Annotated in this window: 14 protein-coding genes and 1 pseudogene; 5 read left to right on the top strand and 10 right to left on the bottom strand. The window is 72.0% G+C overall.

What is annotated here, in order from left to right; all coding sequences use genetic code 11:
* Positions 1-88: 88 nt before the first annotated feature.
* Complete coding sequence (locus ACWEN6_RS12665; RefSeq protein WP_452570306.1) at positions 89-781, bottom strand: hypothetical protein; 693 nt, start codon at positions 779-781, stop codon at positions 89-91.
* Positions 782-845: 64 nt separating this feature from the next.
* On the opposite strand from ACWEN6_RS12665, the gene ACWEN6_RS12660 reads away from it, so the two are divergent.
* Positions 846-1040 carry a hypothetical protein gene (locus ACWEN6_RS12660; protein ID WP_354840345.1) on the top strand — a complete coding sequence of 65 codons (195 nt, stop codon included), beginning with the start codon at positions 846-848 and terminating at the stop codon, positions 1038-1040.
* Here the strand turns inward: ACWEN6_RS12660 and ACWEN6_RS12655 are convergent.
* The 7 genes from ACWEN6_RS12655 to mshB all read right to left on the bottom strand — a co-directional run bounded on the left by ACWEN6_RS12655 (position 1027) and on the right by mshB (position 8425).
* Positions 1027-2217 carry a hypothetical protein gene (locus ACWEN6_RS12655; RefSeq protein ID WP_452570305.1) on the bottom strand — a complete coding sequence of 397 codons (1191 nt, stop codon included), beginning with the start codon at positions 2215-2217 and terminating at the stop codon, positions 1027-1029. The two genes, ACWEN6_RS12660 and ACWEN6_RS12655, sit on opposite strands and share 14 nt — an antisense overlap.
* A gap of 231 nt (positions 2218-2448) precedes the next feature.
* The gene (locus ACWEN6_RS12650) at positions 2449-3642 is read right to left on the bottom strand and encodes a hypothetical protein (RefSeq protein WP_452570304.1); all 1194 of its coding nucleotides are present in this window, start codon (positions 3640-3642) and stop codon (positions 2449-2451) included.
* A gap of 562 nt (positions 3643-4204) precedes the next feature.
* Positions 4205-5395, bottom strand: a complete 1191-nt coding sequence (locus ACWEN6_RS12645; RefSeq protein ID WP_452570303.1) for an MBL fold metallo-hydrolase — start codon at positions 5393-5395, stop codon at positions 4205-4207.
* Between the two features lie 254 nt (positions 5396-5649).
* On the bottom strand, positions 5650-6075 hold the full coding sequence (locus tag ACWEN6_RS12640; protein ID WP_452570302.1) for a hypothetical protein: 426 nt from the start codon (positions 6073-6075) through the stop codon (positions 5650-5652).
* Between the two features lie 14 nt (positions 6076-6089).
* Positions 6090-6596 carry a flavin reductase family protein gene (locus ACWEN6_RS12635; protein ID WP_452570301.1) on the bottom strand — a complete coding sequence of 169 codons (507 nt, stop codon included), beginning with the start codon at positions 6594-6596 and terminating at the stop codon, positions 6090-6092.
* 10 nt (positions 6597-6606) lie between these two features.
* The gene (locus tag ACWEN6_RS12630; protein WP_452570300.1) at positions 6607-7509 is read right to left on the bottom strand and encodes a DUF6113 family protein; all 903 of its coding nucleotides are present in this window, start codon (positions 7507-7509) and stop codon (positions 6607-6609) included.
* 10 nt (positions 7510-7519) lie between these two features.
* Entirely contained in the window at positions 7520-8425 is a 906-nt protein-coding gene (gene mshB, locus ACWEN6_RS12625; RefSeq protein WP_452570299.1) for an N-acetyl-1-D-myo-inositol-2-amino-2-deoxy-alpha-D-glucopyranoside deacetylase, read from the bottom strand.
* 67 nt (positions 8426-8492) lie between these two features.
* On the opposite strand from mshB, the gene ACWEN6_RS12620 reads away from it, so the two are divergent.
* Positions 8493-10556, top strand: a complete 2064-nt coding sequence (locus ACWEN6_RS12620) for a prolyl oligopeptidase family serine peptidase (RefSeq protein WP_452570298.1) — start codon at positions 8493-8495, stop codon at positions 10554-10556.
* A gap of 288 nt (positions 10557-10844) precedes the next feature.
* Positions 10845-12263 carry a pectinesterase family protein gene (locus ACWEN6_RS12615; protein WP_452570297.1) on the top strand — a complete coding sequence of 473 codons (1419 nt, stop codon included), beginning with the start codon at positions 10845-10847 and terminating at the stop codon, positions 12261-12263.
* Between the two features lie 85 nt (positions 12264-12348).
* Here ACWEN6_RS12615 and ACWEN6_RS12610 read toward each other — a convergent pair whose 3' ends face one another.
* Together ACWEN6_RS12610 and ACWEN6_RS12605 are read right to left on the bottom strand one after the other, a co-directional pair.
* Positions 12349-14127, bottom strand: coding sequence for an ABC transporter ATP-binding protein (locus ACWEN6_RS12610; RefSeq protein WP_452570296.1), 1779 nt, complete (start codon positions 14125-14127; stop codon positions 12349-12351).
* A gap of 1 nt (position 14128) precedes the next feature.
* Positions 14129-15820, bottom strand: a complete 1692-nt coding sequence (locus ACWEN6_RS12605) for an ABC transporter transmembrane domain-containing protein (RefSeq protein ID WP_452570295.1) — start codon at positions 15818-15820, stop codon at positions 14129-14131.
* Positions 15821-15996: 176 nt separating this feature from the next.
* On the opposite strand from ACWEN6_RS12605, the gene ACWEN6_RS12600 reads away from it, so the two are divergent.
* Positions 15997-16230, top strand: coding sequence for an RNA polymerase subunit sigma-70 (locus ACWEN6_RS12600; protein ID WP_354840311.1), 234 nt, complete (start codon positions 15997-15999; stop codon positions 16228-16230).
* A 1-nt stretch (position 16231) separates the two neighbouring features.
* A pseudogene (locus ACWEN6_RS12595) lies at positions 16232-16774 on the top strand (Clp protease N-terminal domain-containing protein); the annotation flags it as partial.
* Between the last annotated feature and the right edge of the window lie 368 nt (positions 16775-17142).

Raw genomic sequence — 17142 nt, 5'->3', positions numbered from 1 at the left:
GTGAGAGGACCTGGCCCGGCCGGATCCGGGCTCGGTCGGGCTCGACGGGCGTGAGAGGGACTCGCCGCGGTGGCGGTCCGGGGCCGGGTCATCCCGGCGCGGTGGGAGGCGTGATCAGCGTCGGGGTGGACGTGATGAACCTCAGAGGAGCATCGCCGTAGCGTTTCGGCAGTTCGCGGGCGGCTCTGGCGACGTCGCTCGTGCCGATCTCCACGGCCGAGCCGTCCGGGGTGACGGCGATCGTGGTGATGGTGACGCCGCGCGCCTTCCAGTAGTGGACGTCCTGCGTGACGCGCCGGGCGACCGCGTCGAGCTCGTGGGCCGAATGGGCCGCGTCGCGCGGCCTGATCGGCTGCCCGGGGAAGCGGTCGCGCAGGGCCGCGTCCAGCTTCGCGGACGGCCGCCGGTACACGATGACCGCGTGACCGGGCACGTCGAGGACCACGCCCGCGAACTCGCCCGGAAAGCGGCGCCGCAGGAAGTCCTCGACCTGGGCGGCGAGGGCGGCCAGGCGCTCCTGACCACCCGGCCCCGGCGTCGGACCGCCCGGGGGGCGTGAGGTGCCCTGGTTCAGGACGGGACCGTTCGCCCGGTCCGTGGTGTCCTGACCCGAGGGCGGGTCGTTCGTCGACGGTGAGGCGCCCTGCCCTGGGGTGGGCGGGGACGTGGAGGGGGGCGGGGTGTCTCCGTCGGAGGGGGTGGGGGCGGTGCAGGCGAGGACGGCGGTGGCGGTGCAGCCGAGGAGCACGATGGCCGTGCCCATGCGACGGGTCTGGTTCATGGTGACGCCTCCTGGCCTACCCGGTTGTCACGCACCTGACGAACATAAGACGAAATTCCACCGCGTGGCGGTTCACCGTATTTCCCGGCGCGCCGGCCATCGCGGCCATCCGCCCGTTTCCGATGGTTTTTTTATTCGGCGCGTGCGGTTCAATCGATTGTTCACCACGATCACCGGTGAATCGCGTGAATGCCAAGGAAAGGGGCCGGCGATCGAGCGCCGGCCCCTTTCCGTCGATCGCCTGGTCAGGGAAGCGTGATTCCCGGGAACGCCGTGGTCGCGTTGCTCCATGGGGAGTAGAAGATGCGCCAGGTGCAGACGCGGCCCGTGGGCCGATAACCGGTGCAGGGGACCTGGGTGCCGTAGTCGGTGGCGGTGATGATGCCCGCCGCGTAGACCTGGTTGGTGTTGCTCGGGTTGGTGACCTCGACCGGGCCGCCGCTGTCCCCGCCGCCGGCCGCGTTGGTGAACGACTGCTGCTCGGCGCGGACGGTGCCCTGGATCAGCCAGCCCACGTTGATCGTGACGTTGACCGCGGTGATCCTGATGGTGCAGTTGGTGCCTGAGAAGCCGCCGGAGGTGCAGACGTACTGGCCGACGATCGAACTCGTGGTGCCGATCACGGCGTTGTTGAACTCCGTGGCGACGCTGTTGACGGGGTTGTTGAAGACCTGGCTCCCGGCGCTGGTGCCGATGAGCAGCACGTCACGGGAGGCGTTGCTGTGCGTGACGGTGCCGATGACCTGGCCGGTGGGGTCGGCGGCGGTCTGGCCGACCGACGCGCAGTGCGCCGAGCTCAGCATCTTGCTCACGCCCTGGTAGGTCACCGCGAAACCGGTCGTGCAGGCGGGTGAGGGCGTGCCCCACACCGAACCGCCCCACCACGGCGGGCTGTCGTCCCAGCGGCTGGCCACCTTGGGCCGCACGCCGGGTTCCACGCTGACCGGCACTGCCGCGCCGTTGATCGCCGTGCGGGTCGCGCCGGCCGAGGCCGTGGTGGCGTTCAGGCCGGAGCCGTCCTGAAGAGGCTCGATGGAGGTGATCAGATCGCGGTTCGCCCGGATGAGGCGGTTCGCCTCCCCCTCCAGCTCACGCGCCGAGTACCGCGCGGGCAGAACGCTGATCGCCACCTCGCGCCGCAGCCGGCCCACGAGGTCGTCGATCGCCTTGGGCGGCCTGCCCTTCCAGTACACGCGCAGCTCGCGGCTCTCCGGCGCCGCGACGAGGCCGGCGTAGCCGCCGCCGTCGCCGGGCAGCGCGGCGGTGATCCGGTCGGCGGCCCTGACCATCTTCTGCTGGTCGAGCAGCAGGTCCTTCCACGAGGCGTAGCCGCCCGGCACCGGTCCGGTGTGCTCGACGGATCCGGTGGTCCGGGGCTTGACGGGATCGGGGGCGCTCGCGGCCTGGGCGGTGCCCATCCCTGCGGCGGCGAGCATGAGTCCGATTACCAGGGCGAGGCGGCGTAATCGGGGTGACCTGCGGGAACTCGGGCGGATGTTCACCTGTGCGATCCTCCTGGGCGCCGACCTCGGCGTCTTGCGCGAGCGACGGCCGACGGTGTGGGTTTCATCCACGTCGGCGGGGGGCCTGCCCGGCCGCGTGCGGGCGGCGAGAAGGGGCCGGCGGGTGTGCGCCGGCCCCCGATCGCCCGGGTCAGATCTTGTGGATCATCCGAGGACGATGGCGATGCCGGGGAAGGCGGCGGTCGCGTTGCTCCACGGGGAGTAGTACATCCGCCAGGCGCAGGTGCGGCCGCTGGTGACGTAGCCGGTGCAGGCCACGGCGGTGCTGCCGTCGATCGCGGTGTTGACGCCCGCCGCGTACACCTGGAGGGTGTTGGACGGGTTGACGACCTCCACCGAGCCGCCGCTGTCGCCCTGGCCGACCGCGTTGGTGTGCGCCGACTGCTCGGCCCGCACCGTACCGGTGATCAGGTAGCCCACGTTGATCGTGACGCCGACCTGCTGCACCTGGATGCTGCAGTTGGTGCCCGAGTACGCGCCGGAGGTGCAGACCCACAGCCCGACGTAGGAGCTGGTGGTGCCGATGACCGGGTTGCTGAACTCCGGCGAGGTGGAGCCGACGTTGTTGTTGAACACCCGGCCCGCGGAGGTGCCGTTGATCAGCAGCACGTCCAGGCCGTTGTTGTCGGGCGAGATCGAGCCGATCACCTGACCGGTCGGGTCGGTGGCCGTCTGACCGGCGTCGCCGCAGTGGCCCGCCGACAGCATCCTGCTCGTGCCGCCGTAGGTGACCGCGAAGCCCGTCGAGCAGCCGCCACCGGTGTTGGCGTTGCGCCAGGCGCCGCCGCCCCACCACGGCGGGGAGTCGTCCCAGCGGGTGGCCAGCGTCGGCTTGACGCCCGCCTCCACGGTGACCGGCACGGCCGAGTCGGCGACCTTCGAGCGGGTCAGGCCGGAGTCGACGCCCGAGACGGTGAGGCCGGAGCCGTCGACGTTCGGCGCGATCGCGGTGATCGCGTCGGGAGACCTGCGGACCAGGCGGTTCATCTCCCGCTCCAGCTCGCGGGCCGAGTAGGCCGCGGGCAGGACGCTGACGGGCACCTCCCGGCGCACCTGGCCGACCAGGTTTCCGATGTGCCTGGGCGCGTTGCCCTTCCAGTAGACCCGCAGTTCGTGGTTCTCCGGCGCGGCCACGATGCCGGCGAACCCGGCGCCGCCCTGCGCCTTGACCGCGGCGGTGATGCGGTCGGCGGCCTTGACGAGCTTCTCCTGGGTGGCCAGCAGGTCCTTCCAGGAGGCGAAACCGCCCGGGACCGCGCCGGCCGGCTCGATCGGGCGGGCGGTGGTGTCCTTGACGGGAGCGGGGGCGGGGGCCGCGGCGGCCTGCCCTGCCGCCATCCCGACAAGAAGAAGGGCGGTGCCAAGCGCCACTGCCAGACGACGGGGGGATCGTGGGGTTCTTGTGGTGCTCGGGGGGTTTTCCACCTGAATGCTCCTCCGTGGCTTGCTTGCGCGGATGCATCCGGTATTCCATGCATTAAGGGGCTAATCAATGCCTTGACCCGGGTTTCCAGGGCTGGTAAAAGCGGCGCGTCGGACAGCCGCATGCCGGTATTCCGGCTTCGCACTTATTGGAGGCGATAGCGGAGCAGCGAAGCCTCACCTGCGGACATACGCCTACACGCTTCCGCAATTCCAGCAAAAGGCGCATACCATTCGCTGTCCGCTTCTGGACAGGACGAAAAGACGTTGATCACCGGCCAGGGACGCCTTATCGGCGACGGCCCGCCGGGGCCTCGCCCGCCGGGGCCTCGCCGGCGCTCCGACGCCCGCGCTGACGCCCACGCTGACGCCCACTGCTCACGCTCGCCGAGATGCCGCCGGTGGAGGGCGAGCGCCGCCGCGAGACGGTCCTCTGACTCGCCTTCGTCACCCCCGCCCGCACCCGTCCCGAGCCGCGTCAGCCGGCGGTCAGGGTCCGGGTCTCGCCGACGGCCAGGTCCCACAGGTCGGTGCGGTCGCGTCCGGCGGCGATCCACGCGGCGCGGGTCTCCTGGACCGGGGCCATCAGCGGCTCGCCGGACAGGACGAACGTCCCCCAGTGCATGGTCGCCATCCGCCGCGCGCCGACGTCCTGGCACGCCTGGACGGCCTCGGCCGGGTCGACGTGGGTGACGTGCATGAACCAGCGCGGCTCGTACGCGCCGACCGGCATGAGGGCCAGGTCGATGCCGGGGTAGCGCTCGCCGATCTGCTTGAAGCGGTCCCCGTAGGCGGTGTCGCCGGCGAAGTAGATCCGCTGCCGCGGCGAGGTCAGCACCCAGCCGCCCCACAGCGACTTGCAGGTGTCGAACAGCGTCCTGCGGCTCCAGTGGTGCGCCGGCACGAAGTCGAAGCTCACCTCGCCGATCTGGGCGCTCTCCCACCAGTCCAGCTCGGTGACGTTGGTGAACCCCCTCTTGGTGAACCAGCTCGCGAGGTTGGCGGGGACGAACACCGGCGTGTGGCGGGGCAGGCGGCGCATCGTCGGGGCGTCGAGGTGGTCGTAGTGGTTGTGGCTGATCACGACGGCGTCCACCGGCGGCAGATCGCTCCAGGCGAGCCCGGGCGGGGTGAGCCGCTGGCGCACGCCGGGGATCTTGCGCGACCACACGGGGTCGGTCAGCACGGTCAGCCCGCCGATGCGCAGCACGTAGGTCGCATGGCCGACCCAGGTGACGGCCGCGTCCTGCGCGGCGACAGGCGGCAGGCCGGCCCGCAGGACCGGGATCTGGTCGACGTCGCCGATGTCCGGCCGCAGCCCGCCGTGCCAGGTGACGCTGACGATCTCCCGGAAGTCGGGCAGCGGGCAGGTCAGCCGGTCCTTGAAGTCGGCCGGGAACCGGCGCGGCGCGGCCGGCCCGCCGGGCGGCGTCGCGGGCTCGTGGGACGGGGTCGGGCCCGGGCGCGTCGCGGGCTCGTAGGACGGGGTGACGGGCGGGCGCGTCCCCGGGCCCGGGGACGAGGGCGCGCGCCCGGAGGGCGTCGCGGAGGCGGCCGGCTCCGGGGACGAAGGGGCACGTCCGGGCGACGGCGTGGCGAGCGGGAGCGGCATGCCGGGCTCACTCGGCTGAACGACCGGGGAGACCTCAGGACTGACGGTTTGCGACATTCGACCCTCCTGTTCGTCACCGAGTGGAGGCGGGTTGTTTCCAGTTGGGGATCACCACTCTGCTGTCATGATCCCCCGTGGGCGGAAAACATGCCTCAGCCGACGGAGGTATCCGTCATGTCCTCCCTGATGCCGACATGGTGGTCGAAAATCTGCTGCTCACCGCAGGTGTGTCGTCCAGTAACGTTCCCGCCTGCGCGGGCTTCCTCCCCGATATGTCATCTACTGACATTCCCGCCGAAGCGGGATTCCTCTCACTCCAGGGTGCGCCTTCGCCATCGGGCCGGGTGCCTCGGGTATCCGCCCTCGTCCAGATCGGCGAGCCGCTCGAACGGGTTCCACGAGGCGTAGTGGCCGCAGATGACCAGGGAGAACCCGGCCGCCAGCACGTACAGCAGCAGCATGGGCAGGCCGACGCAGAAGGCGTACTGGGTGGCGTGCCGCGCCTCGTGCCGGAGCAGGGCGCCGGTCAGATAGCCCTCCTCCTGGGCCGTCACCACGACGTTGCCCACGGTGAAGGCCCCCGCGACCGGGAAGCGGATGCGGTACCCGTGCGCGTACAACAGGCCGTGCTCGCCACGCCGCACCCGGGCCCGCCCGGCCACGGCGATGAGCAACCCGAGCGGCGTCGACAGGTTGACGTAGTTCACGACCTGCCTTGCCCGGTGCCGACCGCGCATGCCTCGATTGTCGCTCAGCCGCCCGGACGGTGGTAGCGGCCCTCGTGGAACAGCAGCGGCGCGACGTCCCGGGGCAGGTCCGCCGAGACGACGCCGCCGACCACGATGGAATGGTCGCCCGCCTCGTGCACGGCCGTCGTCCGGCACTCCAGCGTCGCGATGGCGCTGTCGAACAGGGCCAGTCCGAGCGAGCCGCGCCGGTGAGACCAGCGGTGGAGCTGCCGTTCGAGCGTGAGGCCGCGGGTGGCGAAGGCCCGCGAGGTGTCCTCGCCGTCGTGGCCGAGAATCGAGATGCCGAAAACCCCCGCGTCCAGCACGGCGGCGTGGAATCTGGCGATCTTCTCGACGCAGATCAGCACCAGCAGGGGTTCCAGGGAGACCGAAGAGAAGGAGTTGACCGTCATGGCGTGGTCGACGCCGCCGGACAGCGTAGTGGCGATGGCGACGCCGGTGGCGAAGCGGCCGGTGACCTTGCGGAAGACCTCTTGATCGAGACGGTTCTCCGCGGGTCCCTGTTGCACGCTGGCCAGCTTATGCGGACATACCATCCGAGATGTTCATGGGGCGCGCGTTGCCACCGCCGAACGGCCCCGGGCGCAGCAGCCAGGAGCCCGGCGAGGGGATCATCAGGACGGCGACCACCAGGGCGATGGCCCCGCCGCCGAGATACCAGTAGCCGGCCGGCGTGGCCGCCACGATGAGATCGCCCTCGGGCTGCTTGATCGCGAAGACCAGCGCGATGAGCATCCACCCCATGCCGATGACGAAGGCGCTCAGCTTGGTGCCCATCAGCCGCCCCGCCCCGTACAGCAGACCGAACAGGATCAGCGACAGGACGATCGGGACAGGCGGCACGAGATCGCCGATGCCCCACGAGTGCTGCAGGCCGGACACCACGCCATAGACGGCACCGAGCACGAACAGCATGCCGTAGGCGGCGCCGGTGACCACGGCACTGGGCTCGGCCTCCGGCGGGTACTCCTCCCGCCACCTCTCGGCCCAGGACTCAGCCCCCTGCGGCCACTCCCCCTGCGCCGCGACCCCACCGACGGGCCCTTGCCCACCAGGGGGAACCCACGCTCCCCCGGGCCCACCAGCGGGGACCTGGGCACCTCCCGGACCGCCGCCCGGAACGCCGGGGGTGCTGGGGCTCTCGGGGACGAGGTGGGGAGTGTCGGCCCCTGAGTGGTCGCCCGCACGCGGCACGTCAGCCCCGGCCCCTGAGTGGTCGCCCGCACGCGGCACGTCAGCCCCGGCCCCTGAGTGGTCGCCCGCACGCGGCACGTGGGCCTCAGCCCCATCACCGAGGCCCGGCACGTCGGGCTCGGCCCGGTCGCCGGAGCGCAGGACGTCGGCCTCGGCCCGGTCGCCGGGGCGGCGGGCATCGGCCCTGGCCTGGCGCGATGGGTCGGCCTTGTCCTGCTCTTCGTCCATGTTCCGAAGGCTAGCCGATGCCCGCGAAGAGATCGTCTTCGCGGTCGCCCGGCTCGCCGAGCCCGCCCTCCTCCTCCGGCAGCGCCCGCCCCGCCGGGCCACGGACGCCGGCCTTGAGGATGTAGTGCTCGACGCCGAGCGCTCCCTCACCGGCCTTCTGGGACACCACGAACCACGGCGCGGTGAGGTCGATCTGGGAGCGGTGGGCCCGCATGGCCTCCAGCTTGGCCGAACCGTACGCGCGGGCGTCGATCACCGTGGTGATCTCGGAGTCCGGGGACCCGAAGGGGATGTCCTCCACATCGTCGGCGAAGAACTCGACGCCGGCCTCGCGCATCGCCTCGCCGACCTTGCGCAGGGACGACTTGGACATGGCCGTGATGTAGAACTTCGCGACCTGCCAGGGCTCGCCCTCGCCGAAGGAGGCGTCGGCGGCCAGCTCGAAGGCCCGCCAGGCGACGCGGTGAGCCTGGATGTGGTCAGGATGGCCGTAGAAGCCGTTCTCGTCGTAGGTCACCAGCACCTGCGGCCGGACCTCGCGGATGGTCTTCACCAGCTCGCCGGCCGCCTCGTCGAGATCGGCACGCCAGAAACAGGAGGGGTTGTCGTTGGTGGGCTCGCCCATCATGCCGGAGTCGCGCCAGCGGCCGGCGCCGCCGAGGAAACGGTGGTCTTCGACGCCCAGCGCCTTGCAGGCGGCCTCGAGCTCGCCGATGCGGTGCTCGCCGAGCCGGTCTTCCTTGCCGGCGGCGAGATGGGCCAGATCGGGCACGACGATCTCGCCTTCTTCGCCGAGGGTGCAGGTGACCAAGGTGACATGGGCGCCCTCGGCGGCGTACTTCGCCATCGTGGCGCCCGTGCCGCTGGTCTCGTCGTCGGGGTGGGCGTGCACGAGCAGCAATCGACGATCTGTCATGCCAGAAGGCTAGCCAACCCGACCGACAGAACGGCGATGCCCTGAGCCCACCTGGCAGGATGAGGGCATGAGTGAGAGCTTTCCCCGTCTTTACGCACGGACCCGCCGTTTCACGCTGGGAGCCCCCCGCGGGTTCACGATCTCCCCTGACGGCGGCCGTGTCGCCTTCCTGCGCAGCCGGTCGGGCACCGACCCCGTGACGTGCCTGTGGGAGCTCGACCTCACCTCCCGCGCCGAGCGCCTGGTGGTGGACCCCGCCGACCTCGGCGCCGCCGACGAGGACCTGCCGGCCGAGGAGCGGGCCCGCCGCGAGCGGGCCAGAGAGCAGGCGGGCGGCGTCGTCGCCTACGCCACCGACGCCGCCGTGACCTCGGCGGCGTTCGCGCTGTCCGGCGGGCTCTACCTCGCCGACCTGCCGTCGGGCACTGTGCGCCGGCTCGAAACGCCCGGGCCGGTGATCGACCCGCGCCTGTCCCCCGACGGCTCCACGGTCGCGTACGTGACCGGCGGCGCGCTGCACGTGCAGGAGGTCGCCACCGGCGCCGACCGCGCGCTGGCCGCGCCCGAGGCCGAGAACGTCACCTACGGCCTGGCCGAGTTCATCGCCGCCGAGGAGCTCGACCGCATGCGCGGCCACTGGTGGTCGCCGGACGGCACGGCGCTACTGGCCGAACGCGCCGACGAGTCGCCCGTCCAGGTGTGGCACATCGCCGATCCGGCCAACCCCGGCCGAACTCCCACCGCCGTCGCCTACCCCGCCGCCGGCACGGCCAACGCGACGGTGGAGCTGGTGATCCTCGGGCTGGACGGCTCGCGCGTGCCCGTCCCGTTCGAGGACGAGTACCTGGTGAACGCCTCCTGGGACCGCTACGGGCCGTCGATCGTCACCATGCCCCGCGACCAGAAGGCGATCAGGCTCTGGTCCGTCGACCCGGCCACGGGAGCGGCCACGCTCGTGCGCGAGGACACCGACGAGGCGTGGGTGGACGTCGTCGGCGGGGTCCCCGCGCGGCTGGGGGACGGCACGCTGGTGTGGGTGGCCGACGCCGACGGCGGACGGCGCCTGATCATCGGCGACGCCCCGGTGACCCCGCCGACCCTGCAGGTGCGGGACGTGCTCGGCGTCGACGGCGACACCGTGCTGTTCCGGGCGAGCGGCGACCCGACCGAGATCCACCTGTGGACGTGGTCGGCCGGCGCGATCACCCCGCTCACCACCGAGCCCGGCGTGCACACCGGCCGGCTCACCGCGGGCACCCTGCTCATCGCCTCCCAGACCCTGGACGGTCCGGGCACCACCGTCCAGGTGCGGCGCGGCGAGCAGCGCCTGCACATCGCCTCGCTGGCCGAGCGTCCCCGGCTGGAGCCGCGCGTCTCGCTGGTGCGCACGGGTGAGCGCGACCTGGCCACCGCCGTCCTGCTGCCCAGCGGGCACGTGCCCGGCTCGCGGCGGCTGCCCGTCCTCATGGATCCCTACGGCGGGCCGCACGCGCAGCGCGTCATGGCCAACGGCCGCATCTTCCTGGAGCCGCAGTGGTTCGCCGACCAGGGCTTCGCGGTGATCGTGGCCGACGGCCGCGGCACGCCGGGCCGCGGGCCGGCGTTCGAGCGCGAGGTGCTGCACAACGTGCCGGGCCCGGTGCTCGAAGACCAGGTGGACGCGCTGCACGGCGCCGCCCGGCTCTACCCCGACGACCTGGACCTGAACCGGGTCGCCATCAAGGGCTGGTCGTTCGGCGGCTACCTGGCGGCGCTGGCCGTGCTGCGCCGCCCTGATGTGTTCCACGCGGCCATCGCCGGCGCCCCGGTCACCGACTGGAGCCTGTACGACACCGCCTACACCGAGCGGTACCTCGGCCACCCCGCCGAGCGGCCGGAGGTGTACGAGCAGACCTCGCTGATGCCCGACGCCGAGAAGCTGTCCCGGCCGCTGCTGCTCATCCACGGCCTGGCCGACGACAACGTGGTGGCGGCCCACACGCTGCGCCTGTCGTCGGCGCTGCTGGCCGCGGGGCGTCCGCACATCGTGCTGCCGCTGTCGGGCGTCACGCACATGACCCCGCAGGAGGTCGTCGCGGAGAACCTCCTGCACCTCCAGGTCGACTTCCTCAAGAAGTCCCTGGGCGCCTGACCCCGTGGCCGCCGGGCAGACCCTCCTCCGGAAAGGGGGCCTGCCCGGCGGAAACCCTCCGGTCTCCGGAGGGAGTGACGCACCGGCGTCACGACGACTCCGGCGATGAACGTTTCGCCCTCCGTGGACGGTGACCGGGCGCGCGTCCGTACTCGAAACCGCAGCTAGCACGCCGGGAGAGGGATCCCTCTCGCGAAGTGACGTGCCGTTACTTTGTTGACTAACCCAATTTAATCGGCTTAGCTCCCCCCGCGCCTCCGACTTCGCAGGGAAAGGGGTACAGGCCACATGATGCTGAAGCGGTTGCTGTCGGCCGGCGGAGCGCTGGCCGCCGTATGTTCGGCCTCGGTCCTGCTGCCGCCGCACGCGTCGGCCGCGGCGGGATGCCGGGTGTCCTACGCCATCACCGCGCAGTGGGGCTACGGGTTCAGCGCGGACGTCACGATCACCAACCTGGGCGATCCCATCTCCGGCTGGCAGCTGAAGTGGTCCTTCGACGCCGGCCAGACCGTCACCCAGGGATGGAACGCCTCCATCACCCAGAGCGGCGGCGACGTGACCGCCTCCAACGTCTCCTACAACGGGTCACTGGCCACCGGGGCCTCCACCGCCTTCGGCTTCAACGGAACCTCGACCGGTTCCAACCCCGTCCCCGCGGCCTTCACCCTCAACGGCACCGCCTGCACCGGCTCGCCCACCACCCCGACCCCCACCCCGACCCCGACCCCGACGCCCACCCCCACCCCCACCCCCACGCCGACACCCACGCCCAGCCCCACACCGACGCCCACCCCGACGCCCACGCCCACGCCCTCGCCGGGCGGTCAGCCGACCGTGGCGTCGGACGGCACCGGGAAATACCGGACCGTGCAGGCGGCCATCAACGCCGTCCCGTCGAACAACACCGGCAGGGTCACCATCACCATCAAGCCCGGCACCTACCGTGAGATCGTCACGGTGAACAAGCCGTACGTCACCCTGCAGGGCCTGGGCTCCTCGCCCGCGAACACCGTGATCGTGAACAACCGGTCGGCGGCGAGTAGCGGCGGCACGTTCAGCAGCTACACCGCCATCGTGTCCGCCCGCGACTTCACCGCGACCAACCTGACCGTCTCCAACGACTACACCGAGAACGGCAGCACGGTCGACCAGCAGGCCGTCGCGTTGCGCCTGGACTCCGACCGCACGACCCTGACGAACGTCCGGCTGCTCGGCGACCAGGACACCCTGCTGGTCAACGACTCCGCCCGCGCGTACGTCAGAGGCTCCTACGTCGAGGGCACGGTCGACTTCATCTTCGGCGGCGGCACCGCCGTGTTCGACAACTGCGACATCTACGAGAAGCGCAGCACCGGCGGTCCGCTCACCGCGGCCCGCACCGCGGCCTCCAAGACCTACGGCCTGCTGATCTACAAGTCCCGGATCACCGGCGCCACCGGCAACACCACCAACCTGGGACGGCCGTGGGGGCCCGACGCCCAGGTGCTCTACCGGGAGTCCTCGCTCAGCGCGACCATCAAGACCTCGCAGCCCTGGACCGACATGTCCGGCAACTCATGGAAGAACGCGCGGTTCCTCGAATACCGGAACACCGGCGCGGGGGCCGGGACGAACTCCAACCGTCCCCAGCTCGCCGACTCCCAGGCGGCCAACTACACCCCGCAGCGGTATCTCGCCGGATCCGACGGCTGGAACCCCATCGGCTGACCGGAGAACCGGCGGACGGCCGCCGGCGGGGCGGGGGCACCGCCGCGCCGGGCAGGAGATCACCCGGTGACCGGACCGCCCCCGGTCACCGGGTCCCGCCCGGCTCGGCGGGCTGGCGGGAGGCGCCGTGCCAGCTCTCCCAGAGGGCGGCGTAGGCGCCCTGCGCGGCGACGAGCTCATCGTGGGAGCCCAGCTCGCTGACGCGGCCGTCCTCGACGACGGCGACGCGGTCGGCGTCGTGCGCCGTGTACAGCCGGTGGGCGATGGCGATCACGGTGCGGCCCGCGAGGACGGCGGCGAGCGACCGTTCCAGGTGGCGGGCGGCGCGCGGGTCGATCAGCGAGGTGGCCTCGTCCAGCACCAGCGTGTGCGGGTCGGCGAGCACCAGCCGGGCGAGCGCGACCTGCTGGGCCTGCGCGGGCGACACCGTGACCCCGCCGGAGCCCACGGCGGTGTCCAGGCCGTCCGGCAGCGCCCGCACCCATTCGAGGGCGTCCACCGCCGAGAGCGCCTCCTCGACCGCCTCGTCGCCGGCGTCCGGCCGCCCGATGAGCACGTTGTCGCGCAGCGTGCCGCGGAACACGTGGTGCTCCTGAGTGACCAGGGCGACGTGCCCGCGCAGCTCGTCCAGCGGAAGCTCGACCAGCGGAACGCCCCCGACCCGCACCGAACCGGTGCGCGGGCCGTGGATGCCGGCCAGCAGGCGGCCCAGCGTGGACTTGCCCGCGCCGGACGGGCCCACCATGGCCAGCCGCTCCCCGGGGGCCACCTGCAGAGAGACGCCGTGCAGCACGTCGTGGCCCTCACGGTAGGCGTACCGGACGTCCTGGGCGGCCAGCCGTTCGCCCTCGGGACGCGCGGCGCCGGCGCTGCGGTCGTCGGGGACGTTCGCCACGCCGAGCAGCCGAGCCATGGACGCCCCGCCGACCTGGAGCTCGTCCACCCAGGACAGCAGCCGGTCGAGCGGGTCGATGAGCTGCTGGACGTACAGGGTGGCCGCGGTCACCTGGGCCAGGTCGACCCACCCGCGAAGGTAGAACAGGCCGCCTGCCAGCAGCGTGGCCACGATGGGCAGCACGTAGCCGAACTCGACGGTGGGGAACCACACCGTGCGCAGGCCCAGTGTGTACCGTTCGGCGGCCCACGACCGCGCGATGTCGCGGTCGGTGCGCTCGTGGCGGCGGCCCTGCAGACCGAACGCCTCGACCGTCCGCGCGCCCTCCACGGTCTCGCTCAGGCCCTCGGTGATCTCGGCGTACGCGGCGTTCTCGCGCAGGTAGCCGTCCCTGGCCCGCTTGAGGTACCACCGGGTGGAGTACCACAGCAGGGGGACGGCGACCAGCGACGGCAGCACCAGCAGCGGCCCGACCAGCGCGAGGGCGCCGATCACGAACGCCCCGGCGACCACGGCGATCAGCGTCTCGGGGACGGCGTGGCGCACGGTGCGCGACAGCGCGTCGACGTCGCGCGACGTCCGGGTGATCAGGTCGCCGGAACCGGCGCGCTCCACCGTGGACAGCGGCAGGGCCAGGACGCGGTCGACGAACTCCTCGCGCAGCTCGGCCAGGACCTTCTCGCCCAGCTTGGCCGAGGCGTAGACGGCGTAGCGGATGAGCACGGCCTGCAGGACGATGAATCCGGCGATGGCCAGCGCGATCGCGTCGATGTCGGCGCCCGTGCCGGCGCGCACGTCCTCGACCAGCTCGCCGAGGAACCGCGGCCCGGCGAGCCCCGCGACGGCGGCCAGGCCGTGCAGGCCCAGGGCCAGCGCCAGCCGGCCGGGATACTTCAGCGTCAGCCGCCGCGCGTAGGCCCGCACCTGGGCCTGGTCGGCGACGGGCAAAATCTGTCTCTGGGCGCTCACGTCAGCTCTCCCCGCGGGTCACGGTCGCGGCGTACTCGGGATCTGCGGTCAGCAGGAAGCGGTGGGAACCCTCGGCGCGCACGCGGCCGTCCTCCAGGAAGATCACGGTGTCCGCCCGGTCGAGCACGAGCGGGCTGGTGGTGCAGACCAGCGTCGTCCGGCCCAGGCGGGCCGTGCCGAGACGCTCGGCGACGCGGGCCTCGGTGTGGGCGTCCACGGCGCTGGTCGGGTCGACCAGGATGAGCACCTCGGGGTCGGCGAGCAGGGCGCGGGCCAGGCGCAGCCGCTGCTGCTGGCCGCCGGAGAACTCGCGCCCGGCCTCGGCGACGTGCGAGTCCAGACCGTCGGGCAAGGCGTCGACGATGTCCTCGGCGCAGGCGACGTGCAGGGCCGCGCGCATCTCGTCCTGCGAGCCGCGGCCGGCGACGTCGAGCTGGTCGCGCAGGCGCCCGCTGAACAGCCGCGCCGCGTTGTCGGCCACCAGGATGCGGCGGCGGACCTCCTCGGTGGCCAGGTCGCCCAGAGGCACGCCGCCGAAGGTGACGTCGGCCGCGACGTAGTGGCCGAGCCGCTCCGCCACGGCGATGACCTCCTCGGGGACCGCGCCGGCCAGGGCGGTGAACCGGCCGGCGCGCAGCACCACGCCCGAGGCGGCGTCCACCAGGTCGCCCCCCTCGGCGGTGGCCGTGCCGGCGCCCGCGACCTCGGGCTCCAGTGACAGGATGCGGACGACCCTGCGGGCGGCGACGTGCCCCTTGGTCATCTTGTCGGCGGCCTCGGTGAGCGTGCGCAGCGGGCCCACCAGGAACAGCGCGTAGCCGTAGAAGGCGACGAGCTGGCCCACCGTGATCGTGCCGTCGAGGGCGTAGTGGGCGCCGCGCCAGGTGACGAAGGCGATGAGCATGCCGGGCAGCAGAACCTGGGCGCCGTCCATGGCGGAGTCGACCGAGGCCACGCGCACCCCGGCCTCGCGCACCCCCTGGGACTCCTCGCGGTAGCGGCCGGCGAACACGGCCTCGCCGCCGATGCCGCGCAGCACCCGCAGGCCGGCGACGATGTCGGAGGCCCGGGTCGCCAGGTCGCCCTGCAGGTCGCGCTGGCGGTGCTGCCTGCGGTGCAGCGGCCGGAGCAGTGGGGCGAGCGCCACGGCCATCAACGGCACGCCGACCAGGACGATGAGGCCGAGCTGCGGGGAGGTGACCAGGAGGATGATCGTCACCGCGCCGATCGCGACGACGGCGCCGACGCCGCGCAGCAGGATGTCCACGGTGTTGCCGATGTGGGCGATGTCGGAGTTGCCGACGCTGATCACCTCGCCGGTGGACAGCAGCTTCGGCAGGGTGGGGCCGAGCCGGGTGGCCTGGCGGACGGTGACCTGCACCGTGCGGTAGGCGGCGGCCAGCCAGTTGTAGACGGCCATGCGGTGGCGCATCACTCCGCCGAAGGCGGTGAGGACGCCGAGGCCGAGCAGTATGGCCGACCAGCGGACCAGGCCGCCGGTGTCGTCGGCGGTGAGGCTGTCGATGGCCTTGCCCAGCGTCAGCGGGACCAGGGCCTGGCTGAGCCACCACAGGATCGCGTAGCCCACGCCGACGCACACGGGGCCCGCCTGCCCACGCGCCACCCACCACAGGTACCGGATCGGACTGCGGGCATCGGGAACGCCGGGATCGGCGATGGGAAGGGAGCGCATGGCCTTTCCAGGCTTCCAGCCGGGGACCCCGCTCGGCAATCGATTTTCCGGCCGTCTTGCGGGGCCACCAGCCAAAACCCCGCACCGTCCCCGATGTGCGCAATAGATCTTCCACTTTTCGGCAGGTCGTCAACCACTGTTGACACGCCCTGCCGTGTCAACCTATATTGACGGCTATGAGCGATACGGCACAGCTGGCCTCCGATGCCGGCAGCCGCGATCCGTCCGTCGGCCTGCGGGCCGTGCGGGCGCTGCGGATTCTGGTCGAGCGGCTCGAGGCACTCCAGGTCGACAACGCCCGCGAACAGGGCTGGACCTGGCAGGAGATCGCGGTCCTGCTCGGCGTCACCAGGCAGGCGGTCCACAAGAAGTACGCGGGCGGCCGCGGACTGCTAAGACGGGAGAAATGAGATGTTCGAACGGTTCCATGCCGACGCCCGGCAGGCCGTGGTCCGCGCCCAGCACGAGGCCACCGTCCTCCACCACGACAAGATCAGAACCGAGCACGTCCTGCTCGGGCTGCTCGCCCAGACCGGCTCGGTCACCGCTCGGGTACTGGCCCGCCACGGCCTCGACCACGACACGGCTGGTGACGCGGTGGCCCGCGTCCTGGGGTCGCACACCGGCGACGGCAGGGAGGACATCGACGCCGACGCGCTGGAGTCGATCGGCATCGACCTCGACGCGATACGCCAGAAGGTCGAGGCCGCCTTCGGCCCCGGAGCCCTGGACCGCGACCGGAAGCGCCCCACACGGCGCCTGGGCGGGCACATCCCCTTCAGCCCACGGGCCAAGAAGGTGCTCGAACTGTCGCTGCGCGAGGCCATTAACCTGGGTCACAACTACATCGGCGATGGCCACATCCTCCTCGGCCTGCTCCGCGAGGGCGACGGCCTGGCCGCCCGCGTCATAGCCGACGCCGGCATCGACTTCACCGCCCTGCGCCAGGAGATCCGCGCCGAGCTCAACTGAACGCCACCGCCGCCTGCCCCTCATCGCACCTCGCCGGCTCGACGCGACGGTGGCCGGACGGCCTCGAGGGCCTGGGGGGTTCGGCCGGTGGGCGGCCGAAGGGAAGCGAGGGGCGGGACAAAAGGTGGCGGCCACGATTCTCGCCGTCATGGAATTCGGCGTTCTCGTCATTCGTGGCTTCGACGCCTGCCGTCGCCGTCGTCCGGGAGCCGGAAACTTCGTCCGGATGTCAGATGTCCCGGGAATCGCGCGATGCGCTGGTTCGGCGGAGGCTTGATGAAAGAGGTTCGGGTCGCGGTCGGCCATCGCCGCGGTGAATCTATTCTTGTTTCTATCGAGAAGTCGCTCTA

Source organism: Sphaerisporangium sp. NPDC004334, assembly GCF_053602655.1.
Note: the sequence above shows the minus strand (reverse complement) of the source record. Positions and strands in the feature narration are given on the sequence as shown.

What these genes read in the sequence shown, in the direction of transcription:
- ACWEN6_RS12665 (WP_452570306.1), bottom strand. Translation starts at nt 781, where the DNA reads ATGAACCAGACCCGTCGCATGGGCACGGCCATCGTGCTCCTCGGCTGC.
- ACWEN6_RS12655 (WP_452570305.1), bottom strand. Translation starts at nt 2,217, where the DNA reads ATGCTCGCCGCCGCAGGGATGGGCACCGCCCAGGCCGCGAGCGCCCCC.
- ACWEN6_RS12650 (WP_452570304.1), bottom strand. Translation starts at nt 3,642, where the DNA reads ATGGCGGCAGGGCAGGCCGCCGCGGCCCCCGCCCCCGCTCCCGTCAAG.
- ACWEN6_RS12645 (WP_452570303.1), bottom strand. Translation starts at nt 5,395, where the DNA reads ATGTCGCAAACCGTCAGTCCTGAGGTCTCCCCGGTCGTTCAGCCGAGT.
- ACWEN6_RS12640 (WP_452570302.1), bottom strand. Translation starts at nt 6,075, where the DNA reads ATGCGCGGTCGGCACCGGGCAAGGCAGGTCGTGAACTACGTCAACCTG.
- ACWEN6_RS12630 (WP_452570300.1), bottom strand. Translation starts at nt 7,509, where the DNA reads ATGGACGAAGAGCAGGACAAGGCCGACCCATCGCGCCAGGCCAGGGCC.
- mshB (WP_452570299.1), bottom strand. Translation starts at nt 8,425, where the DNA reads ATGACAGATCGTCGATTGCTGCTCGTGCACGCCCACCCCGACGACGAG.
- ACWEN6_RS12620 (WP_452570298.1), top strand. Translation starts at nt 8,493, where the DNA reads ATGAGTGAGAGCTTTCCCCGTCTTTACGCACGGACCCGCCGTTTCACG.
- ACWEN6_RS12615 (WP_452570297.1), top strand. Translation starts at nt 10,845, where the DNA reads ATGATGCTGAAGCGGTTGCTGTCGGCCGGCGGAGCGCTGGCCGCCGTA.
- ACWEN6_RS12605 (WP_452570295.1), bottom strand. Translation starts at nt 15,820, where the DNA reads ATGCGCTCCCTTCCCATCGCCGATCCCGGCGTTCCCGATGCCCGCAGT.
- ACWEN6_RS12600 (WP_354840311.1), top strand. Translation starts at nt 15,997, where the DNA reads ATGAGCGATACGGCACAGCTGGCCTCCGATGCCGGCAGCCGCGATCCG.